The organism is Pontibacter diazotrophicus (genome assembly GCF_003367245.1).
Taxonomy (GTDB): domain Bacteria; phylum Bacteroidota; class Bacteroidia; order Cytophagales; family Hymenobacteraceae; genus Pontibacter; species Pontibacter diazotrophicus.
Genome location: NZ_QRGR01000030.1, coordinates 25,534 through 50,757, shown reverse-complemented (window position 1 = coordinate 50,757; position 25,224 = coordinate 25,534). Strand labels below are relative to the sequence as shown.

Below are 25,224 nucleotides of genomic sequence, written 5' to 3'. Positions count from 1 at the left end.
GTTGTTAGTAAAGTGAAAGGACCCACCCCTGCCCCTCCGAGGAGGGGAATTCCTGCTAGAGTAAAAATTCCCCTCCTCGGAGGGGCAGGGGTGGGTCTGTTTTTTCACCCAATAACTGGTGTAATTCCCAAGGTTGTTTTCATTGACATGTCAGCAGTTGTTTATGATATAATTCTATAGCTTAATGGAGCAGCTATGCTTCGCTAAGCTTGCGTCTGCGCATTTCCCGCTCCAGCAGTTTCAGTTCTCTGTTCATTTGCCCGGCAATGGAGGGGTTGTCCTCTGCCCGCCGGATGAGGTAGGGAACAGCTGTAGCCACATCACCATAAGGCAAATATTTAGAGGTGTTGTAGCCGGCATCTGCAAGGTTGAAAGTGAGGTTGTCGCTCATACCGTAAAACTGCGAGAAATGAATGCGTTCACGGAAGCGGTTTAATTCCCCCTTCCTGATGCGACGGGTCAGGTAATGGGTGCTGTATTCGTTGTGAGTGGCGGCGCAGAATGCTGCGTGCTTCAGATGATCGAGGCAAATGTCGATGGCGCTGTTGTAGCTGTGGTCGGTATCAACTTTGTTAGAAAACACCGGAGACGCATAGCCATGTTTGCGGGCTCTTTCCTGCTCTTTCTCCAGGTAGGCTCCGCGCACTAATTTAATGCCTGCCATTACCTCCTGGCTCTCCAGGCGCTGGAGTAAGTTGCTCAGGTAGTTAAGCCGATCGGTACGGTACATCTGCAGTGTGTTGAAAACCACAGCCCGCTGTTTGTTGTAGCGCAGCATCATCTTTTCTGCCAGCGCATCTATCGGGGGTTGTAGCCAGCTTTCCTCAGCGTCGAAGTAAACAGTTACGTTTGCCTCCGCCGCCGCCTGGCAGATTGTGTCCAGTCGTTTTTCGGTGCGTGCAAGGGCGCTTTGCTCTTCAGGTGTCAGGGTTGTGCCTGCTGCCAGTTTCCGGAAGATGTCTTTGTACCCGATGCCAGTGAGCTTGATGCTGATGAGCGAAAAGGAACGGGTTTGACTGGCAAGCGCTATGTTGCGCAGCACCTCCTCCTGCACCTTTTCGAAACCTTCTTCTGTTTCCGTCACCCTGGCAGCATGATCCAGCACTGTTTGTACGCGCGCCGCTTTCAGTTTTTCAATTGCCTGCTGCGCTTCCTGCACAGTCTCGCCTCCGCAGAAATGGCGGTATACTGAGTTAGTGAACAATGCTTTAAAGGGTAAGCCTAACCTAACCCACTCTCGTGTGGCCGCTCCTCCCAGCCTCGTAAGGGTGGTGTTGCCCATCAGGCGGAAGAGCCAGTGCGCCAGCCTGAGGTCGCTGTCTTTTTTAGTCCTGAAGGCTACCTGCAGGTTCTCCGGGTTGAAGTGCCTTACACAGCGTAAAATAAAAGTGTTGTTCATGATCATGTCGACTAAGTCCTTTTAGTATGTTCTCTCATAGCAGGTAAGCAGCAGACAGTGCCTGCCATCAGTGGTGTCTTTAGTATGTGGAGTGTCTTTGTATGTAGGGTGAAAAGCATAAAGCAGGTGTGATGGCACATGTTTTAGCCACCAAGGTAGGGGACGTTCCGCAGCATTTGAATGAGTTCTGTCAACCCTAAAAATGATAAAAGTCATTAGTTGAGTTGCAGTACGCTCGTGCTGATGTAGTTTCCCTGCCTCTCCTCCATGGCAGGAAGCAGCATGATATATATATCATTTTATGCACCAGTGTGTTAGCTTATTTTTGTATTGTGCCGGGTAAAGTTAAAGGCAGGTATAAAGTATCTGCCTGAGAGACAGGTGGCGCTGAAAAATAGGAAGCGATGCTGTTACAGGAAGAAAGGATAAAGGGGAGCCCGCATTTTGCAGTGGCTGCAACAAGAGGCAGAGTAGCCCTGGCTTATTTTGCACTGGTTGCTGCCATGGGGCTGTTGCTCCGTTGGTTGCTGGTAGCCCCCGTAGTTGGCATTAACTACAAGTATGTGCTGCATGGGCACTCGCATGTGGCGCTGTTGGGCTGGCTCTACTGTGCTTTTTTCGCGGTGCTGCTGTACATGTTCCCTGCCCAAACGGATAAAGGGCGGAAGTCTTTCAAATGGCAGTTCTTCCTGACGCAGGTGTCAGTAGTGGGCATGATGCTGGGTTTTCCGGTACAGGGATATGCGCTGCTTTCCATCATCTTCTCCACCATGCACATTCTGCTGAGCTACTGGTTTGCCTATACCTTCTGGAAACAGGCAAAGCGCGATGGTGCATTACAGCAGAAGTATAGTACAGCCTTGCAATACCTTGGCGCCAGTTTGCTGTTCCTGGTGTTCTCTTCCATAGGTCCCTGGGCAATGGGCCCCATTCTGGCGACGGGCAATTCTGGCGGCACTTTATACTACTCAGCCATCTACTTTTACCTGCATTTCCAGTACAATGGCTGGTTTACGTTTGCCGTGCTGGGTATGCTGTTCTGGTTCCTGGAGCATCATCACATCGCTTACTCAAAAAAACTAGCTATAAACGCTTTCTGGCTTTTAGCCGTGGCCTGCGTGCCTGCCGTTGCGCTATCCGTGCTTTGGGCGAAGCCTGCAACTGTGGTGTACTGGATAGGAGGGGCAGCTGGACTGATGCAGCTCATGGCGCTGTACCTGTTACTGAAGCTGCTCTGGGAGGTGCGCCAGCAGGTAATAGCCGTGCTGAAGCCCTGGGTACAGTTGCTGATGGGGCTGGCCATGTTCTTTTTCGTGGTGAAGCTGGCGTTGCAGGCCGCTTCTGCCTTGCCTGCTATGGCGAACCTGGCGTACCGCGTGCGCTATTTCATCATCGGGTACCTGCACCTGTCGCTCATCGGCTTTGTATCGCTTTTCCTGTTTGGGGCCATGCTACAACTAGGGCTTTATCGCCTGGGCAAATACGGAAAATCTGGCTTGATATTGCTGCTGCTTGGCTTCTTCAGCACAGAGCTGCTGATGTTCCTGCATGGTACGCTCCTGTGGTTGGGGCTGCCTTTTATACCTTCCTTCAATCTGCTGATGTTCTTCTTCAGTATCCCGATGCCCATCGGTTTAGGCCTGCTTTTTATGAGTCAGTTGAAGACTGAAAAGGAACCTGCAGCCGGGGAAGGCAAGCCTCTAAAAAAGCAACAGGCAATGCATCTGATACCAGTAGCGTGATCACCTGCTGAAGGTGTTTCAGTCAAAAACTGTTCAAGACCTGGTGGAAGGAATCAACTCAGGGAAGTACTTTATTACTAACGTGCATGAGGTAGAACCATAGCCTCTTCCTCCGTGCTGCTTAAATTTGAAGGGGCTGTCCATATATGCTGGACAGCCCCTTCGATTATAAACAAGAACTAAAAATCTGCGCTATCAAGATGGAGAATAGCCTAACCGTCTGCTATACTTGCTACTCCTTAAAATCTATAAAGCACAGCCCTTTACTCTTTTTCGCTTAAGCTCAATACTCTTACGGGCCGGTCAGTCACTTCCACTACTCCTTTTCTCACAACAAAGTCACCAAAATGCTCCCCCTTTTCCCTTTCCTGCGCATAGGCCGAAAAGATTGGGTCAAGGGCTTCTATAATGGCCTCTTCGGAAAGCATTTCTTTGTATAAGGTATTCAGCCTGTCTCCGTTATGGCTGGCGCCCAGGTAAAGGTTATACCTGCCGATGGCACGGCCTACAAGTCCAATTTCACCTATAGGCGACCGGCCACAGCCATTCGGACAGCCTGTCATCCGGATAGTGATTTCATCTGTTTCCAGACCGTTTTTTGTTAGCAGGACATCCAGTTTATCGATGAGGGAAGGCAAATAACGCTCTGATTCTGCAAAGGCGAGGCTACAGGTGTTCAATGCCACGCAGGCCATAGAACTTAACCGGAGGCCCGTTAACTTCGGATTATTCAATACGCCATGTTGCGCCAGAATAACCTCAATCGCGTCCTTGTCCTTTTCTTCTACATTTCCGATAATCAGGTTTTGATTTCCGGTGAGGCGCATGTCTCCATTCAGGATAAGAGCCACTTCTCTTAATGCTTTCTTAAGTTCGTAGCCTTTCTCATCTTTCACCCTTCCGTTTTCCACGAACAGGGTATAAAACCACTTGCCGTTGGTGCCTTTCAGCCAGCCGTACTTGTCTCCGTTTGTATCGAAATGGTAAGACCTCGGGCTCTCTAACTCCCAGCCTAAGCGGGTATTCAGCTCCTCTGCAAACCATTCCAAACCTCTCTTATCGATGGTGTACTTTAGCCTGGAGTTTCTCCTGTTGGCGCGGTTGCCGTAGTCCCGCTGGATAGCGATAACAGTTTCTGCCACCTCTATTACCTTCTCTTTCGGCACAAAGCCTATCACATCCGCCAGGCGTGCATAAGTGGTCTGGTCTCCAAACGTACTGCCCAGGCCACCACCCACGCAGACATTGAATCCCAGCAGTTCGTTGTTCTCTTCGATCGCGATAAGGCCTAAATCATTGGCAAAAACATCGATGTCGTTTCTTGGGGGAACGGTTATCGCAGTTTTAAATTTACGGGGCAGATATGTTTCGCCGTATAAAGGCTCTCTGTCCGGGGTGCCGCTTATCTTTTCCTGGTCCAGCCATATTTCGTGGTAGGCTGTCGTTTTAGGCGTAAAGTATTCGCTTATGTGTGCCGCAATACCATATACCTCTTCTTGTATCTGCGACTGGTACGGATTAGGATTGCACATCACATTCCTGTTGACGTCCCCGCAGGTAGCGATGGTGCTCAGCAAGGTGTCGTTTATCGCCTTGATGCCTGGCTTCAGGTCACGCTTTAGTATACCATGAAACTGGAAAGACTGCCTAGTGGTCAGCTTCATGGTGCCATTACCATACTTATCAGAAAGTGCATCCAGCGCCACCCACTGCTCCGGTGTGGTGATGCCTCCCGGCACTCTCACTCTCACCATGAATTGGTATAAAGGCTCCAACTTCTGCTTTTTTCGCTCACTGTCCAGGTCCCGGTCATACTGCTGGTAAGAACCGTGGTACTTGATCAGCTTTACATCATCAGGATCCAGCGCCCCCGTCAGCGGGTTGCTCAAACTCTCCTTGATGGTTCCCCGCAGGAAATCACTTTTCTCTTTTATATATTCATCAGCAGATAATTTCTGCTTCTCTAATTGCTCTTCCATGTTGTTTGTTTTTGATTCAGGTTGCGGTATACTCCTTTCACTGTTTCGCTACCGTTGAAGACCCACCCCTACCCCTCCCAAGAGGGGAATTTCGGTCTAGAAGAAAGATTCCCCTCCTCGGAGGGGTAGGGGTGGGTTCATTTCAGCTACAAAAGAATAATCGCAACTTGAGTTTAGTAGACCCTCTTGTGATGATGGCTTGTAGCGTGTGAATTTACCTGAACAGCTACTGTTAATAGATATCCGTCTGGTAACGGTTTGCTATCTGAAGGTGCTTGATATACTCTTCCGCTTTTTCATGCGTAACACCTCCGTGCTGTTCTATGATTTCCTTTAGTGTGTTGTGCACATCTTTCGCCATTCGCTTTGCCTCCCCGCATACATAAAAATGCGCTCCGTCTTCCAGCCAGTTATACAGTTCTTTTCCGTTTTCCAGCATTCTGTGCTGCACATAGTGCTTCTGCTCCTGGTCTCTGGAGAAAGCCACATCCGCTTTTGTCAGGACGCCTTCTTTCAGGTACTGCTGCCACTCTGTCTGGTAAAGAAAATCAGTCGTGAAATTGCGGTCGCCGAAGAAAAGCCAGGACTTGCCTGTGTGCTCCTCTACCTCACGGTGCTGCATAAAGGCTCTGAAAGGAGCTACTCCCGTGCCTGGGCCCACCATAATAACAGGGGTGTCAGCATCTTTTGGAAGTTTAAAGCGGGTGTTCTTATCTACAAAAACCTTTACTTTATCATCTACCTTAAACCGATCGGCCAGTGTAGCAGAACAAAGCCCTTCTTTGTTACGGCCATACGCCTGGTACCGGACAACAGACACGAGCAGGTGTACTTCATCTTCTACCGCAGCCTGAGCTGAGGCAATGGAATACATCCGTGGCATGTTTTTCCGCAACACCGACAGCAGGTCGTTTGCCTTCAGTTTGTACGGCACCTCCTTCAGTAAATCCAGTATATCCCGCCCATGCAGGTACTCCAGCACCTTCTCATTGTCTGCCAGGATGCCCTTTAACCTGGTGCTTCCTGTTAGCTCCGCATATTTGGCTAAGGTGACACTGGAAAGCGGGCTGAGCTCATAGTCGTAAGTCAGTGCTTCGGCCAGTGTTTTCTCGCCGTTATGGCCCTGCACCACTTCATCACCCGAAAGATTAGTAGTTTGCAGCACACCTTCTATCAAAGAGGGTGAATTGGTGCCATACACACCGAGGGCGTCACCGGGCTCATACTGCAAGCCGGAACCTTCCAGGCTCAGCTCCAGGTGTATGGTTTCCTTGGATGATCCTTTTCCGTTCAGGTTAATCTTTTCGAGTATAGTTGCCTCAAAAGGATTCTTCCTGGAGTATTGGGTTTGTGCTGCCGGAGCCGCCTCATTGCTTTTTGCTTCCGCCGCAGGATTTGCACCTGAGGTCTGCGCTATTTGCTGGAGAAAAGAATTCTGCCATGCCTCAGCCAAATCCTCAAAATCAACATCACAGTCTACCCGTGGGCTGATGCGCTGTGCACCCAGTTTTTCAAGCGCTGCATCAAAGGCCTTTCCTGTCTGGCAGAAGTCCACGTAACTGCTGTCGCCAAGGGCAAGCACAGAGAATTTAACATGGGAAAGATCCGGCGCTTTTTTGCTGTGAAGGAAATTATAGAAATCCTCGGCTTGTACAGGAGGCTCGCCTATACCATGCGTGCTTACCAGCACCGCCAGATTGGTGATCTTCTTTAAATCCCTGGTTTTAAAGGTAGCCATATCCGAAACCTCCGCTTCTACGCCTTGTGCTTTCGCCCGCTGTGCCAGGTTATTTGCCAACGCTTCGCTGTTCCCGGTGTGGCTGCCATACAAAATCTGTAATTTAGGTGTCTCTGCTGCTACTGCTGCAACAGCAGGCACAGCTGTATTATCAGCCCCTGCAGGCGTTGATTGAGACACACCTGTAATATAGCCGCACAACCACTGAAGCTGCCCGGAATCTAATCCGGACAGTGCTTCATTTAGTTGTGCTGCCTGCTTATCAGAAAACGGCCCTCTTGCCAATCCCTTCATTAAATCCATCAAAGCTTATTTGTTTGGTTGTGGTGTATACCGCAGGTATGGTTTTACTACTTTGTGTCCTTTTGGAAATTTGGCTTCCACGTCTTCCTGTTTGATGGAAGGCGAAATGATCACATCCTGGCCTTCTTTCCAATCTGCCGGAGTGGCTACGCTGTAGTTGGCTGTCAGTTGAAGCGAGTCAATTACTCTTAGTATCTCCTGGAAGTTTCTTCCTGTAGAAGCCGGATAGGTAATATTCGCTTTTATTTTTTTATCAGGGCCAATAAAGTAAACTGATCGCACGGTCGCGCTGGTAGAGGCGTTCGGGTGGATCATGTTATATAAAGTGGCCACATTTTTATCTACATCGGCGATGATGGGAAATTCAACATTCGTGTTCTGTGTTTCGTTGATGTCTTTTACCCATTCATGATGCGAATCCAGTTCATCCACACTAACAGCAATCACCTTCGTGTCTCTTTTGGCGAACTCATCTTTTAACTGCGCTGTGCGGCCAAGCTCTGTTGTGCAAACCGGTGTAAAATCCGCAGGGTGCGAATAAAGTATTCCCCAGCTGTCTCCCAGCCATTGGTGGTAATCTATTTCGCCTTCTGTAGTTTGGGCTGTAAAGTTTGGTGCGTCATCTCCGATTCTTAAACTCATAGTGTTATTAATTTATAGATTGAATTTGTATCCGTTTTCTACTTATACTTCAAAGACCTTCTTATAGGTTTTTCATTTTGTACATACAAAAAAGCTATATCTATCGACTTCTGTTTTCTATGTACATACCCAAAAGTACGGCAGAATAGCAGGAAAGGCCAATTGTAAAAAATGATTTAGGATAACTTAAGGTTATAGTAGTGCGAGAAGAAGGGAAGATTAACTGATAAGGGAATTGTAAGTTGTTATGGCAGCGTGAACAGCAGGAGGGTGGTAGAAAGAAAGCAAAACACCATCCAGACGCTTGCTAGAGCAGCATGAGAGAACAAGCCTTCTCTATTTCTACATCTGTATGGTTGGGAGATTTGGCATTACAAATGAACTATGCAGCTGCTTCTGCCAATAATTAAACATTATGGTTTCGGACCAGAAAACGGATCAAAAGAGAAGCCAGACCACTTTCCGGGCCCTGGGGTGTGATGAAGTAAAAATGACGGTGGATCGGCAGCTTTTTGATCTCAATTACTTTGAGTGTTCCGCTTTCCAGTTCTTTCAGGATAGCGTGTATGGATAAGAAAGCGGCGCAATCAGAGTGCTGCAGGTAAGACTTGATTGCTTCTGTGCTCCCCAACTGCATTTCAATATCCAAATCAGCAAGGCGAATCCCTTCTTGCTTCAGGGCATCCGCAATTACTTCCAACGTGCCGGAGCCTGGTTCTCTGAGTAAAAGAGGGATTTTTCGGAGCTCCTCCGGCCTTACTTCTTCCTTTTTTGACAGCGGGTTTTTGCTGCTGCACACCAGCACAATTTCATCTTTCAGAAAGGGGGTGTAATGGATTTCCCTGCGCTTGGATTTTCCCTCCACAACGCCCACTTCGATCTTTTTATCCAGCAGTGCCTGTTCAATCTGCTCGGTATTGCCACTGAGCAGTTCCACTTTCACTTCCTGGTGTATGCTATGAAAGCGGGCCAGCAAGGGGGGTAATATATATTGGGTGATGGATGTGCTGGACCCCACGTGCAGCACACCCTTTAATGTGTGGTTCAGTTGGTTTAAATCAAACTCCACCTGTCGGTAAATTTCCTGCATGGCTTCTGTATGTTTTAACAGAATCTCTCCGGCAGGTGATAGCAGCACTTTGTTTCCTCTTCTGTCAAAGAGTGCCAGGTTAAACTGACTTTCCAACTCCTTGATGTGCTTTGTTACGGCAGGCTGGGATATGAGCAGTTCTTCAGCAGCTTTAGTGAAATTGAGCCTCCTGGCCACAGTGTAAAAGACTTTCAGACGGAAATCAAACATGTGCAAGTATAACCATATTTACAGAATCGGTAGCGAATGCTTATAAAGCTTGTGCAACTATGATTTGTTCCATGTGGAAAGCTAGCGTTGAAATTTTTGCTGGCAGCCAATCCTGTCAAGCCCCACAGCTTCTCATTTAGGGAAATGGGTTTAATGCTGTTCTCCGCTGCGGTACTACGCAAAGCTACAGATACAGGATATCCTGTCAGGCTCCTGCTGGCTCAGCATTTCATGTCCAGTGGATTTGGAAAGGCATCCGATTCATCTTCATGTGGTCTCTCCTGCAGGCACTTGAAGTCTTTCTCTATCAGGATGTACAGGTGCCTTCCTTCTCCAAACGGCATCTGTACATCCAGGCCAACCCGATTTGTCTGTGCCCACTCTTCTCCTAATTTTGCCGGGACAAACACCTCAATGTTGTTGGAGATAAAAGTGGCTGTCACTACTTCGGCTCCCTCGTCTTTTATCAGGGAGTAGCGAAGAATTTGCGTCAGCGACGGACCCAAATGCGTTGCGGTCATCACCTTACCTTCCCTGTTAAACTGCTCCACCTCCTGCTGCATGAGCCGCAACCTGAGGGAGTTCTCGCTCATTCTAATCTTCATAGTCAGATAATCCAGACGGAAAGGTACAAAAAAGTTAAGACTCGATATATTATAGGAACTTGTATCATCTTTCAGGTAAAGCAGATTTAGTATAAGATTATCCTAAAAAATGTATAGCTTTAGTTACAGTTCATACTGTGGCATTTCTAAATCGGGTCATACTATTAAAAATTGACTATATGAGAGCTTTATTTTATGTGTTATTGCTATCCTTTTGCGCCTTGCAGGGATTCCGCGCTGAAGCGCAGGAAATTCCAAAGCTGGGCATGATGGCCTCCCTTGACAAGGATAGCCTGCTGTATGCATCCGGTTTCGAAATGCAGGGTGAGTCTGTAGGAAGAATGCTGGGACCTGCCTTAACAGAAGCTGAATTCCAGACGAATGTGCAGCGAATAAAAGATGCAAAAACAAAAGTGTACGTATGTAATGTCTTTTTCCCCTCTGACCTGAAAATAGCAGGGCCTGAGGTGGATGAGAAAAAGGTGTTGGCCTATGCAGATCAGGTGTTCCAAAGAGCAAAAAAGGCAGGAGTGCCCGTGATTGTTTTAGGGAGCGGAGGCGCACGAAAGCTGCCGGAGAACTATGACTACCAAAAAGCAACAAAAGACTTTACCCAGCTAGCCCGCAAGATAGGGCAGGCTGCTCAGAAACACGGTATCACAGTCGCTTTGGAAAACCTGAACAGCACAGAAACCAACTTCCTGACCACGCTCGAGGAAGCAGCCGGCGTGGTAAAAGGAGCCAATCATCCTAACTTCAGGCTGAATGCCGACATTTACCACATGATGAAAGAAAATGAGCCACCGCAGCATATCATCGATGCGGGCAATGTGATTGTGTATGTGGAGATTGCGGAAGAGGAAAACCGAACGCTGCCCGGCGTGGTAGGCGAAGACTTCAGACCTTACTTCCAGGCTTTAAAATCCATCGGGTACAGTGGCCCCATGTTTATTGAGGGGCGTGTGAATAACCCTGAAGAAGAAATACCAAATGCCCATAAGTTCCTGACGCAGCAACTGCAGGAGGTTTATCAGGGAAATAAGCAATAACGCTTTACCTCAAATACAGGGAAGCAGCAACAGCATGTATTTCAGAAAACCGAACAGGCTTTCTGTGAAGATAATTCTCCTGCTGAATCACAGCTGACATGCACAGTGACATCGATTTAAATTAATTCCGTACCATGCCCTTTACCATACCCAGAACATGGCTCATACTGTTCTGCATTAGTCTCTGCTGGACAGGTTCCTCTGAAACTTCTTTTGCTGCCCAAGTAGATACGCTGGAAATCACCAGTTCTTCGATGCAGAAGAAAATTAAAGCTGCCGTAGTGGTTCCTGCCGGATATAAAAAGTCAAAGAATAGGTACCCGGTGCTTTACCTGCTGCACGGTGGCACCGGCAGTTACCGCGACTGGCTAAGCAAAACACCGGACAAAGCACTGCTCCACCGCCTGGCCGATGAATACAAGATCCTCATTGTTACCCCGGATGCGGGACCTACCAGTTACTACTTCGACAGCCCTACAGATAAAAGCAGCCAATACGAAACCTTTATTTCAAAAGAACTGATAGAAAAAATAGATGGAACTTACCGGACGGTTCGGGACCGTAATGGCAGGGTGATAGCCGGCCTCTCTATGGGCGGGCACGGTGCTGTTTATATCACGACCAAACACCCGGATGTTTTCTGTGCGGCAGGAAGCATGAGTGGGGTAATGGACATCAACACGGCAACCTGGAAAGTGCCCGCTGAGTTTGCAGAACTTCGTGCTCAGAATTTTGCACGGTTATTAGGGCCTCCACAGGATCAGCCTCATCCATACCCGGCTTACACGGCAGTAGGCCTGACAGACCAGATAAAAGCAAATGATGTGAGGCTGATGATTGACTGTGGCGTGGATGATTTCCTGATAGAAACAAACCGGGAGTTGCACCGCCTTTTACTGGCCAATGAAACGCCTCACGTTTATATAGAAAGACCCGGCGCGCATACCTGGGAGTATTGGGGAAATGCGCTGCCCTACCATGTGTTATTCTTGCATGATGTATTGAAGGATAACGGTGTTGCCGTGCCTTAATTTGCTCAGGTTGGGTGCTATTGAAACAGAACACTTTTCCGATAGCTTCAAAAAGCTTCTAGTTAACGACGATAGTACAAGCCTCGCCAATCGCCGCAGGATAAACTAAGATTTGTGATGATCAGGCTATGCATGTGGGGGAAATAAATGCCCGTTTTTCAATGTGTTATTTTGACATAATGGAAAAGATGGTTATTATTAAGTCAGGATCAGGTATAAAACAATTCCTCTTAAAGAAACATCAAATGAAAAATAAGCTATTAATCTTCTCATTCCTACTTTTAATGGGACCAACGGCGGTAATGGGGCAAAAGAAAGCTGATGCCGTTACACCCATCATAGCCAGTGCCGACCAGGCCATTGTAAATACAGGATATGGGAAAGTACGCGGCTACATACATAATGGCATTTTTACTTATAAAGGTATTCCGTATGCCAGGGCAGAACGGTTTCAGGCTGCCCAAAAGCCAGCATCCTGGGAAGGTGTCCGCAGTTCCATGTCCTACGGTCCTGTTTGCCCTACTGATCCCACTACTACTGTTAATGATGTATTTGAATTCCCTTTTCAACATAATTGGGGCTACACCAATGAGCATTGCCAGAGCCTGAATGTATGGACACCCCAAATAAATGATGGAAAAAAGCGCCCCGTTATGGTATGGCTGCATGGAGGTGGTTTCACCGCCGGTTCATCTGTAGAACTCCCTTCATACGACGGCAGGAGCCTGGCAACGAAAGGAGATGTGGTGGTGGTAACGGTAAATCACCGTTTAAATGTGCTGGGCTTTATGGATTTGTCAGCCTATGGAGACAAGTACAAAGGATCGGCCAATGCCGGTTTAACTGATCTGACCATGGCACTGCAGTGGGTGAAGCAAAACATTGACCAGTTTGGCGGCGACCCCGATAACGTCACCATCTTCGGCCAGTCCGGAGGAGGCGGTAAAGTCACCTCCCTGATGAATGCCCCATCTGCGAAAGGCTTATTTCATAAAGCCATTGTGCAAAGCGGCAGCTACATCACAGAATTCACAGATGCTGCCCTGGCCAAACGCGTGAGTGCCGCGCTGCTGGAAGAACTAAAACTACAGCCAAACCAAGTCGATTCCCTGCAGAAGTTGCCGTATGATCAGTTGAGCGCTGCCAGCAAAAAAGCCATCGCCAAAGTTCAGAACGACTTGAAGGCAGAAGGAAAGCCTGTCGTGAATATAGGTTGGGGCCCTGTGCTGGATGGTGAATTCTTGCCCTACCAACCAACTGAACCGGCCGCTATTGCGCTTTCAAAAGACATTCCTTTGCTGGTAGGCACCACTAAATCTGAGTTTGCTCCTTTCAATCCGGGCAACCATGGGTTAACCATGGAAGCTGCAAAAGCAAGTCTGCAGAAAACATACGGCGATAAAACAGAGGCTTATATGGCGGCTGTAAAAAAAGCATATCCTGAAACAGCCAAACCGGCTGATTATGTCCTCTTCGATTTCAACTTCCGCTCTTTAGCCATAGAGCAGGCCAGTCAGAAAGCAAAGCATGGTGCCGCCCCGGTTTATATGTACCTGTTTACATGGCAGTCTCCTGTGCTGGATGGCACCTATAGCTCCATGCACTGCATGGAGTTGCCCTTTGTGTTTGATAACATCAGCCGTTGCGAAGAAATGACCGGTGGCGGAAAAGAGGCGCACGTGCTGGCTGACAAAATGAGCCAGGCCTGGATAAGCTTTGCAAAGTCCGGGAACCCTAACCATAAAGGTCTGCCGAAATGGCCTGAGTACTCTGCCGAAAATGGTGCTACTATGCTGTTCGATAATGCCAGTGTGGTAAAAAACCACCACGACAAGGAGTTGATACAGGTAGCCACTGCAAAATAGATTCTGATGCAAAGGAGCCTTCACATAATACCCATCGTATTAGCTGTATGTGCCTTCGCCCTAGCCGCTTTTACTTCTTTTATGCCGGTGCCCGAGGTCATAAAAACACAGGCAGGCAGGGTGAGCGGGGTCATAAATCAGTCCGGCGATGTTGTCAGTTTCAAGGGCATTCCCTTTGCGGCACCACCGGTAGGCGACCTGCGCTGGAAAGCTCCTCAACCGGTAAAACCTTGGGCTGGCGTACGCAAGGCCGATGCATTTGGCCCCAGCCCGATGCAGGCGGAGCCAGCGCCTTTCAGCATGTGGTCAGAAGAGTTCCTGATTCCCAAAGAACCTATCAGCGAAGACTGCCTTTACCTGAACGTATGGACGGGTGCCAAATCAGTTAAAGAGAAGCGGCCGGTGCTGGTCTGGATCTACGGCGGCGGATTTAACAGCGGCGGTAGCGCGGTGCCCATTTACGATGGGGAAGCCATGGCTCAAAAAGGGATTGTGTTCGTGAGCATCAATTACAGGGTGGGGCCCTTTGGCTTCTTTGCCCATCCTGAACTTACGAGGGAATCGGGAAAGGGTGCTTCAGGAAATTATGGCCTCATGGACCAGATAGCTGCCTTGCAATGGGTACAGCAAAGCATCGCTGCTTTTGGCGGTGATCCGGCCAATGTCACCATTGCCGGACAATCAGCAGGCTCTATGAGTGTGAATGCGCTGGTAGCTTCGCCACTGGCAACAGGGCTCTTCATAAAAGCAATTGCCCAAAGCGGAGCCAACTTTTCGAGGGGAAGTGCAACCTTACAGCAGGCAGAAGAAGAGGGGGTAAAAGTAGCGCAGGCCTTGAATGCCCCCTCACTTGCTGCGTTAAGAGACATACCGGCAGCAGCGTTATCAAAGAAAGCACAGGGAACACGCCCTATTATAGACGGATATGTATTGCCTGCTGCCATTCCGGAAATTTTTGCTGCCGGTCAGCAGAACAACGTAGCCCTGCTGACGGGTTGGAACGAAGATGAAGGACTGCTGTTCGGGCCCATCAAAAATGCAGTAGATTTCCAGAAAGAGGCAGAAGCGCAATATGGTTCTGAGGTGAATACATTTCTGCAGTACTACCCGGGTGCCACAGATGCGGAAGCGGCAGCATCGCAGTTGGAGATATCCAGAGACATGGTTTTTGGCATTCAGAATTATACTTGGGCCAATGTGCAAAGTGAGCAGGGGAAGTTTCCGGTATATGTTTACCGTTTTGCACGTAAGGTTCCGGCAACAGGAGAGTACGTGAAATACGGTGCCTTCCATACCGGAGAGGTACCTTACGCTTATGACAACCTTAAATTTGTAAATCGCCCTTGGGAGCAGGTAGATCATGCCCTTGCGAAGATGATGTCTGCTTACTGGGTGAATTTTGCTGCTACCGGCAATCCCAATGGCAAAGGTCTCCCCCAGTGGCCTGCCTATACCACAGGGCAGAAGCAGGTAATGGTTCTGAGTGAGAAGGCCGAAGCTAAACCTTTGCCGGACAGAGCAGCGCTGGATTTCCTTTATAAGCAGATGGTGAAGTAGTAGCCCTGGATATGAGGCCGGTTCTGGACTGTCTTGGTTATAAATCTCCAGGTATCCTGAAATTCACAGGACAGTACAGCATAGCTGCACCACATCTTACTCCTATATTTAGAATCGCTTGTAAGCATCCTGAAAGATCGAAACTCAAGGCTTATCGCTATTAACCGCAGGTGAACACATGAGCGTTTGAGGCTAACACCTGCACACCCATCATCAGAACACATGAAAAGAAGAACATTCCTGAAAAACACCAGTGCCGCCGGGCTACTGACCCTTATCACCCCGGCAGGTATATTCCAGACCTTGCGGCAGAATCCGCAGTCAGGTTTAGAAGAGAGTTTTATAAGGCCAGCAGCATCGGCCCGCCCCCATACCTGGTGGCACTGGATGAACGGGAATGTAACGAAAGAAGGCATCACCCTGGATCTGGAAGCCATGGAGCGCATTGGTGTGGGCGGGTTTCAGAATTTTGATGCAGGCACCGGCATCGTGGAAGGTCCTGTTAAATACCTGAGCCCGGAGTGGCTTGAACTTAAAAAGCATGCTATCCGGGAAGCCGACAGGCTTGGCCTGGAGTTCACCATGCACAACTGCCCGGGCTGGTCGTCGAGTGGAGGTCCCTGGATAACACCCGAGCTTTCGATGCAGCAGTTTACCTGGAGCGAGGACAGTGTCAGGGGCGGCAGAAGAATTAAAAGAACATTGCCCCAACCGTTTACCAACCTGGGCTACTACCGCGATGTGGCTGTAGTGGCCTACCCCTCGCTGCAGGGAGAGGCACCTCAGCAAGAACTGTTGAAAAGCGTTACCTCCAGCAGCGGCCCAGTTACGCTAAAACAGCTGACGGGGAAGGGCTCGGAGGGAGTGGCTGTTCAGCCGGGGGCAGATGGCCAGCCTGCCTATCTCCAATTTGAGTTCAGGGAATCATATGAGGCGCGTTCTCTAACGCTTGTTGGTTCACCCATAAGCTCAGGGGGCTGGGGCGGTGGTCAGGAAGGAGATCTTATACTGGAAGCTTCCAACGATGGAGTACGGTTCCGGCAGGTATCGCCTATTACTTCAGCTGCTGAAATGGGGCGATCTGAAGAAGAGGCCCTGATGTTCGCCGAATTTCCTGCCACCAGCGCCAAATACTTCCGGCTGATATCACCTAAGGCAAGGCAGTATGCGCAGGTGCGATTCTCCGGCGCTCCCCGCCTGGAGGACTGGATGAAGAAAGCGAACTACAGGTTCACCGGCGACGGCGTTACTGACACACCTGACGGCAGAAAGGAAATGACAGCTTCATCCTTCATTGACCTGAACCGCGTGATGGATATTACGAAATACATGGACAAAAACGGGCAGCTGAAGTGGAAAGCGCCTGCAGGAAACTGGACGATCCTGCGCATTGGCTTTACCTCCATGGGCACCCTGAACCGCTCTGCTCCCGATGCCGGTGTAGGGCTGGAGTGTGATAAGTATAGTGCAGAGGCCATTGAGTTTCATTTCAATAAGATGATGGAAGAACTGTTGCCCTCGCTGCACCCGCTGGCAACAAAAGGTAAAGTGGGCCTGCTGATTGATAGTTACGAGGTGGGCATGCAGAACTGGACTCCCGGATTTGAACAGGAATTCAGGAAACGGATGGGCTACGACCTGCTGAAGTACCTGCCTGCTATGACAGGCCGCGTGGTTGGTAGCGTGGAAGAAACAAACCGTTTCCTCTGGGACCTGCGCCGCTCGCAGGCAGACCTGATGGCCGATAACTACTATGGTAAATTTACTGACCTGTGCCACCAGCACGGCATTATCTCCTATTCGCAGCCTTATGACAGGGGACCAATGGAGGAAATGCAGATTGGAGCAAGGATGGATATAAATCTGGGTGAGTTCTGGAACAGTCTCTCCACAATATTTCAGAATAACTGGACCATGCGCAGGACCATGAAACTGTCTGCCTCCATTGCGCACGTAAACGGGCAGCAGGTGATAGCGGCAGAGTCCTTCACAGGCGAACCTGAGTCTGCCAGATGGCAGGAATATCCTTTCGCTATGAAGGCTTTAGGCGATAAAAAATTTACGGAGGGTCTGAACCGGATTGTCTTTCACCGCTTCGCGCATCAGCCGCACCCTACTGCCAAACCCGGTATGACCATGGGCCCCTGGGGCATTCACTTTGATCGCACCAATACCTGGTGGGAGCCAGGCAAGTCGTGGATAAGTTACCTGACCCGTTGCCAGAGTCTACTGCAGCAGGGGCTGTTTGTGGCAGACCTGGCCTACTTCACCAGCGAGAGCCCCGGCGGGTACACGGTAGTGGATAGGAGTGAACTGAACCCGCCGCCGCCGGAAGGTTACGATTATGACCTGATAAATGCCGAGGTAATCATGAAGCGCGTGAAGGTGGAAAACGGCCATATCACGTTGCCGGACGGCATGAGTTACAGAGCATTGGTGCTCCAGGAGCCGAAAGGTATCACAGTAGCGCTCCTGCGGAAGTTGCAGGAACTAGTGAACCAAGGAATGATACTTATTGGCCCAAAGCCAGAGTACACGCTGGGGCTGCAGGGCTATCCAGATAATCGGTCTGAATTTGATAGCATTACAGCAAATTTATGGGGCAATGGCAGCGGTACCACCATTAAGCATACTGTAGGCCGGGGCCGCGTATATTGGGGCCAGCCACTGCAGACAATACTGGATGCGCTGGCGCTAAAACCTGATTTCCAGGTATCCTCCCGCTCAGGCGATGCCCCCATCACCTATATTCACCGCCATATCGATGGTACAGATATTTATTTCCTGGCTAACCAGAGAAGGAAGCAGGAGAATCTGGTGTGTACTTTCCGCGTGAAAGGCATGCAGCCTGAATTGTGGGATGCCGATACAGGCATGATGACACCAGTAAGTATTTATGAGCAGATAGGTGAGCAGGTGTGCGTGCCGGTGCAGTTAGAGCCTTCCGGTTCGGTATTCGTTGTGTTTCGCACACCAGCCCCGGCGCGGCATGTGCAGGCGGTGCTAAAGGGCAATACCCCCTTGCTCAGCACCAAGCCTTTTCCGAAGGAGCCACGGAAGCTTTATAAGGATGTATCGGGCAACTTCACGATCAGCTTCTGGGCCAAGCCAGAGTTCAACGTGATGCTCAGTACTCAAAATTTTATGGACAATATCAAAGATCCCTGGACAGACTACTACTCCATTTATCCTCCTTCGGGCGAGACGCAGTACGGGCCGGGGCACGCTACGGCTGGACTCGCGGTAGGCCGCAACGGCGTGGCGGTGTGGGAGCACGGAGCGGGGAAGCCAACGCTGGCGCTTGCTGCGCCTGTCTCTATCTCAGGGTGGAGCCACGTGGCACTGGTTTATCAGGACAATGTACCCTCGGTTTATGTGAACGGGAAGCTGGTGGAGAAGGGAAAAGGAAGCGGCGACATGGTGCATCCGGGATTGGGGCAGGCTTTCCTGGAGGAGGGAGCCTCCTATTATAATGGAGATATGACGGAGCCAGAACTCCTGAGTGAGGCCGTAAGTGAGGAGCATATTCAGCAGTTGGCTATACAAAACGTGCCGGTACGGCAGGAAATGCCTTCAGTAGAAATGTTCGGCAGCGGAAAACCAGGGCTGCTCTTCTGGCAGGATGGCCGCTATACGCTGCATGACAGCGCCGGACGCAGTATTAATTTGCAGGTCTCAGGACTTGGTAAGCAGCAGCAACTATCAGGACCATGGATGGTAAACTTTCCGCCAGACCTGGGGGCGCCCGCAAGTGTTACCTTACCCCAGCTTATGTCGCTGCACCAACACTCTCAGGATGGCGTAAAATACTTCTCCGGCACTGCTGCCTACCACAAAACCTTTGATGTGCAGGCAAACAATATCTCAGCCGTAAAGACCAGGGACCAGCGTTTGTTCCTGGACCTGGGGCAGGTGGAAGTAATGGCACAGGTACTGATGAACGGAAAAGATTTGGGCGTTCTATGGAAGCGGCCTTATCGCGTAGACGTGTCAGATACTGTGAAAGCGGGATCAAACAGTCTTGAAATCAGGGTGACAAACCTATGGCCTAACCGCCTGATAGGTGATGAGCAGTTGCCTGATGTAAACGATTATACACCAGGTGCCGGCGGCAGTGGCTTTGCCAGCCTGAGTGGTGGCGCCATAAAGCAGTTGCCGGAATGGTATAAAGAAGGCAAGCCAAAGCCTGACAACGGCAGAGTCGCCTTTACTACCTGGAAACACTACAACAAAGACTCTCCCTTACTGGAGTCTGGCCTGGTAGGGCCGGTGGTGTTGCGGACAGCATTACATAAGCCATTAGCTGATTACGTGTTGAAAGGGTGAGGGAGCAGGGACTGCATTTGCTGTAGAGGTTAATGTGAATCTTGGGCGGCTGCATCCTTTATGCACATTTATAACAGCGCCTGACTCATGGGTAGAACTGGAGTTTGACTTCAGCCCTTACGCCGACAGAACTGATTTGAACCCTGTTCAAATTAGTTCTGTCGGTGGAGAAGGAAACTTCATTCCGGGCATCTTCTTTATTGATGATATCAGAGTAGAAGGAAAATGTCCTAAATCAGAAACAGGCCAGAATCTTTCGCAGGGTTCTGGCCTGTTTTACTAGAGAACAATTGGAATATAGCGCAAGGCTTCATGAACGATACTGCTCAGAAAGCCTGTTGCCAGGTAAATCCAACCCATACATATGGCTACTATAAGAGAAAGTAAACGACAAGTGGTATTTAAACGGACTGCGCTGCTCTGCTTTGCATTGCTTGCAATATCCTGCGGTTCAAAATCAGAAGCTCCGGGACCAATCATTACGGCACCCAAGCCCCAGGTACCGGTGGATAAGAACTGGTCTTTTGAAACCACTCCTGTCTGGGCCGATGAGTTTAACTATACCGGGGAGCCGGACCCTGCTAAGTGGGGTTACGATATTGGCGGCAGTGGCTGGGGGAACAATGAACTGCAGTACTATACCGACAGCAGGAGCAACTCCAATGTAGCAGACGGCACATTGAAAATCACAGCACGCAAAGAAAACATGCAGGGCAAAGAATACACATCTGCCAGATTGGTGTCTAAAGACAAAGGGGACTTTCTGTACGGCAGGTTCGAGATAAAAGCAAAACTTCCGACAGGCAGGGGCACCTGGCCCGCCCTTTGGATGCTTCCAACCGATTGGGCCTATGGCGGCTGGCCAAAGTCCGGGGAGATAGACATTATGGAGCACGTGGGCTACGACCAGAACAGGGTACACATCACGGTGCATACCGAAGCCTATAACCATGGTAAAAATACCCAGAAAGGTAAAAGCAAAATAATTGAAACTGCAAGCACAGCATTTCACCTGTACCGCGTCGACTGGACCCCGTACGCCATCAGAGGGTATATAGACGACCAGCCCGTGTTCGAATTTATTAACGAAGGCAAAGGTTTCGAAGAATGGCCTTTCGATAAGAAATTCCACTTCCTGATGAACATTGCAGTAGGAGGTAACTGGGGCGGAGCAGAGGGCGTTGATCCTGCTGTATACCCACAGTCAATGGAGGTCGATTATGTGCGGGTGTATGAAATGATTGAGAAGTAATTTAAAATCAGAAGCTGTAGTACCTGAGGGAGTTGATATGCATTATTTTGTGTGGTGACCAGGGGCGAAAATCTTCATAATAAATCCCATACTTATAGAAAGAGAAACCCCGTTTCTATAAGTATGGGATTTGTTGTATCTTTAAGTGTATAGTTTACATTTTCTATGGCAGCCTGGTTGTCTTTGGCGATAATGTACACACCTCATAAATTATTAATAAGATGAAGATGCGGTTTCTGAGTTATATTCTTTTATTTCTGGTGCCAGTTGTTGGTTACAGTCAAACCAGCCAGCTTAAAAGCTTTCCTCTTTCTTCTGTTACTTTGCTGGAAAGTCCTTTTAAGCAGGCGCAGCAGACAGATATGGCTTACATCCTGGCGTTGGACCCGGACAGGCTGCTGGCGCCTTACCTGCGGGAGGCTGGAATAGAGACCAAAGCAAAATCCTATGGCAACTGGGAAAACACAGGTCTTGACGGCCACATAGGCGGCCATTACCTCACGGCGCTTTCCCTGATGTATGCTGCAACAGGTAACGAGGAACTCCTGCAAAGGCTCAACTACATGGTGGACCAGTTGGAGGCCTGCCAGCAGAAGAACGGGAACGGCTATGTTGGGGGTGTGCCGGGTGGCGAAGCGATGTGGCAGGAAATTGCGAAAGGAAACATCGATGCTGAAACGTTTTCCCTGAACGATAAGTGGGTGCCCTGGTATAATATTCACAAGACTTACGCTGGATTGCGGGACGCTTACCTGTTTGCTGGAAACGAAAAAGCAAAAGAAATGCTGATCAAGCTTTCTGATTGGTGCCTAACTCTCACAGCTGACCTTTCGGACGAGCAAATACAGGACATGCTGCGCAGTGAGCACGGTGGCATGAATGAAGTATTTGCGGATGTGGCAGAAATCACCGGTGACAGGAAATACCTGGAACTTGCCCGCCGGTTCTCCCATCGTTCCATACTTGAGCCGCTGCTGGCTGAAAAGGATCAATTAAACGGCTTGCACGCCAACACACAAATCCCAAAAGTTATCGGGTACAAGCGAGTGGCTGAGGTAGCGGGAGATCAGCCATGGGCAGATGCTGCCGCGTTTTTCTGGGATGAAGTTGTCAATAACAGAACAGTATCTATTGGTGGTAACAGCGTAAGGGAGCATTTTCACCCATCCAGCGATTTTTCCTCTATGGTAGAGTCGAAAGAAGGACCGGAGACATGCAACACGTATAACATGCTGAAGCTAACAAAGCAACTGTATTTGTCAAGTGCCTCGCCTGCCTATATCGATTATTACGAGCGGGGCCTCTACAACCACATTCTCTCTTCGCAGCACCCTACACGGGGAGGTTTCGTCTATTTCACGCCAATGCGGCCAAGGCATTACCGGGTGTATTCGCAGCCGGAAGAGGCTTTCTGGTGCTGTGTTGGCTCAGGTCTGGAAAACCATGGCAAGTATGGAGAGCTTATTTACGCTCATAACGACAGAGACCTTTTTGTAAACCTGTTCATTCCATCCAGCCTTCACTGGAAAGAGCGGGGAGTAGAGGTAATACAGCGCACCAGCTTTCCTTTTGAGGAAGCATCCGAAATACAACTAAACCTGAAGAAGCCACAGAAGTTTGCCCTGCACATCCGTCGCCCGTATTGGGTAGAAAAAGATGGGCTAAAGGTGCGTGTGAACAACAAGGAGGTAAAGATAAAATCAGCAGCGGCCTCTTACGTAACAGTGGAGCGAAAATGGAAATCAGGCGATATTGTTTCCATTACGCTGCCCATGGAAACGAAGGCCGAGTACCTGCCTGATAATTCGCCCTGGGTCTCTTTTGTGCATGGCCCGATTGTGCTGGCTGCCGCCACAGACTCAGCAGACCTGGAAGGGCTGATAGCTGATGACAGCCGCATGGGGCACATTGCCAGCGGCCCGGATTATTCTATAGAAGGAGCCCCTGTGCTGGTGCCTGAGGGTAACAACCTGGCAGCAGGCTTAAAACCGGTGGCAGGAAAACCCATGACTTTCACGGCCTCCAGCCTTATTTCTTCTGACAGATATAAGAATGTGGAGTTGGTGCCTTTTTTCCAGGTGCACGACACACGCTATATGCTGTACTGGCCCGTATCCAGCCCCGAAGAGTTGGAGGCCAGAAAGAAAAAGCTGCGCGAAGAGGAAGAAGCAAGAATGGCCCTGGAAGCCAGTACCATCGACCAGGTAGCACCGGGAGAGCAGCAACCGGAGTCGGACCATAACTATCGGGGAGAGAAAACTGAATCAGGTGTGCACCAGGACCGACACTGGCGCCATGCCAGCGGCTGGTTCAGTTACGACCTCAAGGATACAAAAAAAGAAGCCCGCAAGCTGCGCGTGACGTATTTTGGACTAGACAAAGACCGGCATTTTGATATTTATATAAATGGTTCGCTCCTGAAGTCTGTCAGTTTAGATGGTGCAATGGGAGATACTTTCTTTGATGCGGACTACGCCATCCCGGAGGAACTTGTTAAGTCATCAAATGGGGTCTTAGAGGTGAAATTCGCTGCGCAGGAAGGTTCTGTTGCAGGAGGAGTATATGGCGTTCGCCTGTTAAAGTGAGTTGTCTGTAATATGAGTGGCTTAGAGTCTGCCATCCGTTTATTGTCCGCAGGCCGAAGGCAGACGAAGGGCTTAATTTCTAAAGTTGTACTGACATCACCCAAGAGTCCCAGCGGGACGACCTGTTGATAGAAAAAGAGCCTCACTATTCTTTAGCTCCAGCGGAGCGGCCTGTTTGGGATATGCTTACAGGCCGCTCCGTTGGAGCTATGGGTGGTTTCTGACCATCAGGCTGTTAATAGGATATCCCGCCGGGACTTAAATCAAAATATAATCTGGTGTTGCCTAACGTCAGTTGTTAATAATATGCTTTATAAAGTTAAATACCTTTCGCTCAGGTTATCCTTGCTCTTAATGCTGCTCACTTACTTGTCAGGCTGCCAGGAAAGCGTTACCACCCAGACCAGCAGTCCTGCAGCTACTGCCAGCGCAGCGTTATGGCTGACCACGCCAGATAAGTCTGCTTTATTCGAAAAGCAAAACACAGCACTTCGTTTCAGCGACAGCACCAACCAGTTTCCGACAATTGAGGTGAATGATGCGCAGACGTATCAGACCATGGATGGCTTCGGGTATACTTTAACAGGTGGCAGCGCCATGCTACTGCACCAGATGGAGCCGGCGGCTCGTGCGGCTTTGCTAGGGGAGTTGTTTCGCACTGACGAAGACAACATTGGCGTCAGCTACCTGCGCATAAGCATAGGCGCATCCGACCTGGACGACAGCGTGTTTTCTTATAATGATTTGCCTACCGGAGAAACAGACCCAAACATGGATCGGTTTAGCCTGGAACCTGATCGGGCGCATCTTATCCCGGTGCTGAAAGAGATACTGGCCATCAACCCGGAGATAAAGATTATGGGCTCCCCCTGGTCGCCGCCTACCTGGATGAAGACCAATAACAACACCAAGGGCGGTAGCCTGAAACCAGAGTATCACGATGCCTATGCCAGGTATTTTGTGAAATACATACAAGGTATGGCGGAGGAAGGCATTGACATAGACGCTATCACCATTCAGAATGAACCCTTACACCCGGGCAACAACCCCAGTTTGCTGATGCTGCCGGAGCAGCAGGCTGAGTTCATCAAGAACAGTCTAGGACCTGCCTTTGAGGCTGCTAATATCGATACAAAAATCATCCTCTACGACCACAACGCTGACCGGCCGGATTACCCGATTAGCATTATGGATGATCCGGAGGTGAAAAAATATGTGGATGGCTCCGCGTTTCATTTATATGGCGGTGATATAGAGGCCCTGACGAAGGTACATGAGGCGCACCCCGACAAGAACCTGTATTTTACCGAGCAGTGGATAGGTGCACCGGGTAACTTCGCAGGCGATTTAGCCTGGCATGTTAAAAACCTGATTATTGGCGCTCCCCGCAACTGGGCCCGGAATGTGCTGGAATGGAACCTGGCTGCCGACCCTAATCAGAAGCCGCATACGGAAGGCGGCTGTACAAAGTGTTTGGGTGCTGTCACCATCGATGGCAATACAGCAACCCGTAACCCTGCCTATTATATTATAGCGCATGCTTCTAAGTTTGTTCGTCCGGGGGCTGTTCGTGTCGCCAGCAATATTCCGGAGGCGCTGCCTAATGTGGCCTACCAGGCACCAGATGGGCAAATGGTTGTTATCGTGCTCAACGACGGTAAAACAGAGCAAACCTTTAACATCCGTTATAAAGAGCAGCAATTCAGCAGCTCATTACCTGTTGGTGCAGTGGGCACTTATGTTTGGTAGTTGTCTTACGTTCACAACCTGTTCTTCTGCTAACTTGCCTGGCTTATTCAATACGGATGACTACGCTTAACCATACCATATATGTCGGAATGGAGGGTTTAC

Annotated in this window: 16 protein-coding genes; 10 read left to right on the top strand and 6 right to left on the bottom strand. The window is 49.5% G+C overall.

The window, feature by feature from the left end; genetic code table 11:
* Positions 1-193 precede the first annotated feature (193 nt).
* Entirely contained in the window at positions 194-1,399 is a 1,206-nt protein-coding gene (locus DXT99_RS21830; protein ID WP_115567742.1) for a proline dehydrogenase family protein, read from the bottom strand.
* Positions 1,400-1,803: 404 nt separating this feature from the next.
* Here DXT99_RS21830 and DXT99_RS21825 point away from each other — a divergent pair, with 404 nt between their 5' ends.
* Positions 1,804-3,141, top strand: coding sequence for a hypothetical protein (locus DXT99_RS21825; protein WP_115567720.1), 1,338 nt, complete (start codon positions 1,804-1,806; stop codon positions 3,139-3,141).
* Positions 3,142-3,404: 263 nt separating this feature from the next.
* Here the strand turns inward: DXT99_RS21825 and DXT99_RS21820 are convergent, their stop codons facing one another.
* From DXT99_RS21820 to DXT99_RS21800, 5 genes are all read right to left on the bottom strand, one after another.
* Positions 3,405-5,120, bottom strand: coding sequence for an NADPH-dependent assimilatory sulfite reductase hemoprotein subunit (locus DXT99_RS21820; RefSeq protein WP_115567719.1), 1,716 nt, complete (start codon positions 5,118-5,120; stop codon positions 3,405-3,407).
* A 232-nt stretch (positions 5,121-5,352) separates the two neighbouring features.
* Positions 5,353-7,161: an assimilatory sulfite reductase (NADPH) flavoprotein subunit gene (locus DXT99_RS21815; RefSeq protein ID WP_115567718.1), complete on the bottom strand. Its 1,809-nt coding sequence runs from the start codon at positions 7,159-7,161 to the stop codon at positions 5,353-5,355.
* Positions 7,162-7,167: 6 nt separating this feature from the next.
* Entirely contained in the window at positions 7,168-7,803 is a 636-nt protein-coding gene (locus DXT99_RS21810) for a peroxiredoxin (RefSeq protein WP_115567717.1), read from the bottom strand.
* 406 nt (positions 7,804-8,209) lie between these two features.
* On the bottom strand, positions 8,210-9,103 hold the full coding sequence (locus DXT99_RS21805) for a LysR family transcriptional regulator (protein WP_115567716.1): 894 nt from the start codon (positions 9,101-9,103) through the stop codon (positions 8,210-8,212).
* Between the two features lie 221 nt (positions 9,104-9,324).
* Entirely contained in the window at positions 9,325-9,696 is a 372-nt protein-coding gene (locus DXT99_RS21800) for a DUF7009 family protein (RefSeq protein WP_246000939.1), read from the bottom strand.
* Positions 9,697-9,887: 191 nt separating this feature from the next.
* Between DXT99_RS21800 and DXT99_RS21795 the strand changes: the two genes are divergently transcribed.
* From DXT99_RS21795 to DXT99_RS21755, 9 genes are all read left to right on the top strand, one after another.
* On the top strand, positions 9,888-10,757 hold the full coding sequence (locus DXT99_RS21795; protein ID WP_115567714.1) for a sugar phosphate isomerase/epimerase family protein: 870 nt from the start codon (positions 9,888-9,890) through the stop codon (positions 10,755-10,757).
* A gap of 134 nt (positions 10,758-10,891) precedes the next feature.
* On the top strand, positions 10,892-11,788 hold the full coding sequence (locus DXT99_RS21790; protein ID WP_115567713.1) for an alpha/beta hydrolase: 897 nt from the start codon (positions 10,892-10,894) through the stop codon (positions 11,786-11,788).
* Between the two features lie 245 nt (positions 11,789-12,033).
* Positions 12,034-13,653 carry a carboxylesterase/lipase family protein gene (locus tag DXT99_RS21785; RefSeq protein ID WP_115567712.1) on the top strand — a complete coding sequence of 540 codons (1,620 nt, stop codon included), beginning with the start codon at positions 12,034-12,036 and terminating at the stop codon, positions 13,651-13,653.
* 6 nt (positions 13,654-13,659) lie between these two features.
* Positions 13,660-15,210 (top strand): carboxylesterase/lipase family protein, encoded by a 1,551-nt coding sequence (locus tag DXT99_RS21780; protein WP_115567711.1) that lies wholly within the window; start codon positions 13,660-13,662, stop codon positions 15,208-15,210.
* Between the two features lie 222 nt (positions 15,211-15,432).
* Positions 15,433-19,536 carry a glycosyl hydrolase gene (locus DXT99_RS21775; protein WP_115567710.1) on the top strand — a complete coding sequence of 1,368 codons (4,104 nt, stop codon included), beginning with the start codon at positions 15,433-15,435 and terminating at the stop codon, positions 19,534-19,536.
* Between the two features lie 34 nt (positions 19,537-19,570).
* Positions 19,571-19,819 carry a hypothetical protein gene (locus DXT99_RS21770; RefSeq protein WP_115567709.1) on the top strand — a complete coding sequence of 83 codons (249 nt, stop codon included), beginning with the start codon at positions 19,571-19,573 and terminating at the stop codon, positions 19,817-19,819.
* Between the two features lie 81 nt (positions 19,820-19,900).
* Complete coding sequence (locus DXT99_RS21765; RefSeq protein WP_115567708.1) at positions 19,901-20,788, top strand: glycoside hydrolase family 16 protein; 888 nt, start codon at positions 19,901-19,903, stop codon at positions 20,786-20,788.
* A gap of 221 nt (positions 20,789-21,009) precedes the next feature.
* On the top strand, positions 21,010-23,373 hold the full coding sequence (locus DXT99_RS21760; RefSeq protein ID WP_115567707.1) for a glycoside hydrolase family 127 protein: 2,364 nt from the start codon (positions 21,010-21,012) through the stop codon (positions 23,371-23,373).
* A 354-nt stretch (positions 23,374-23,727) separates the two neighbouring features.
* A complete protein-coding gene (locus DXT99_RS21755) occupies positions 23,728-25,122 on the top strand; it encodes a glycoside hydrolase family 30 protein (RefSeq protein WP_115567706.1) in 1,395 nt (464 codons plus the stop codon).
* Positions 25,123-25,224 lie beyond the last annotated feature (102 nt).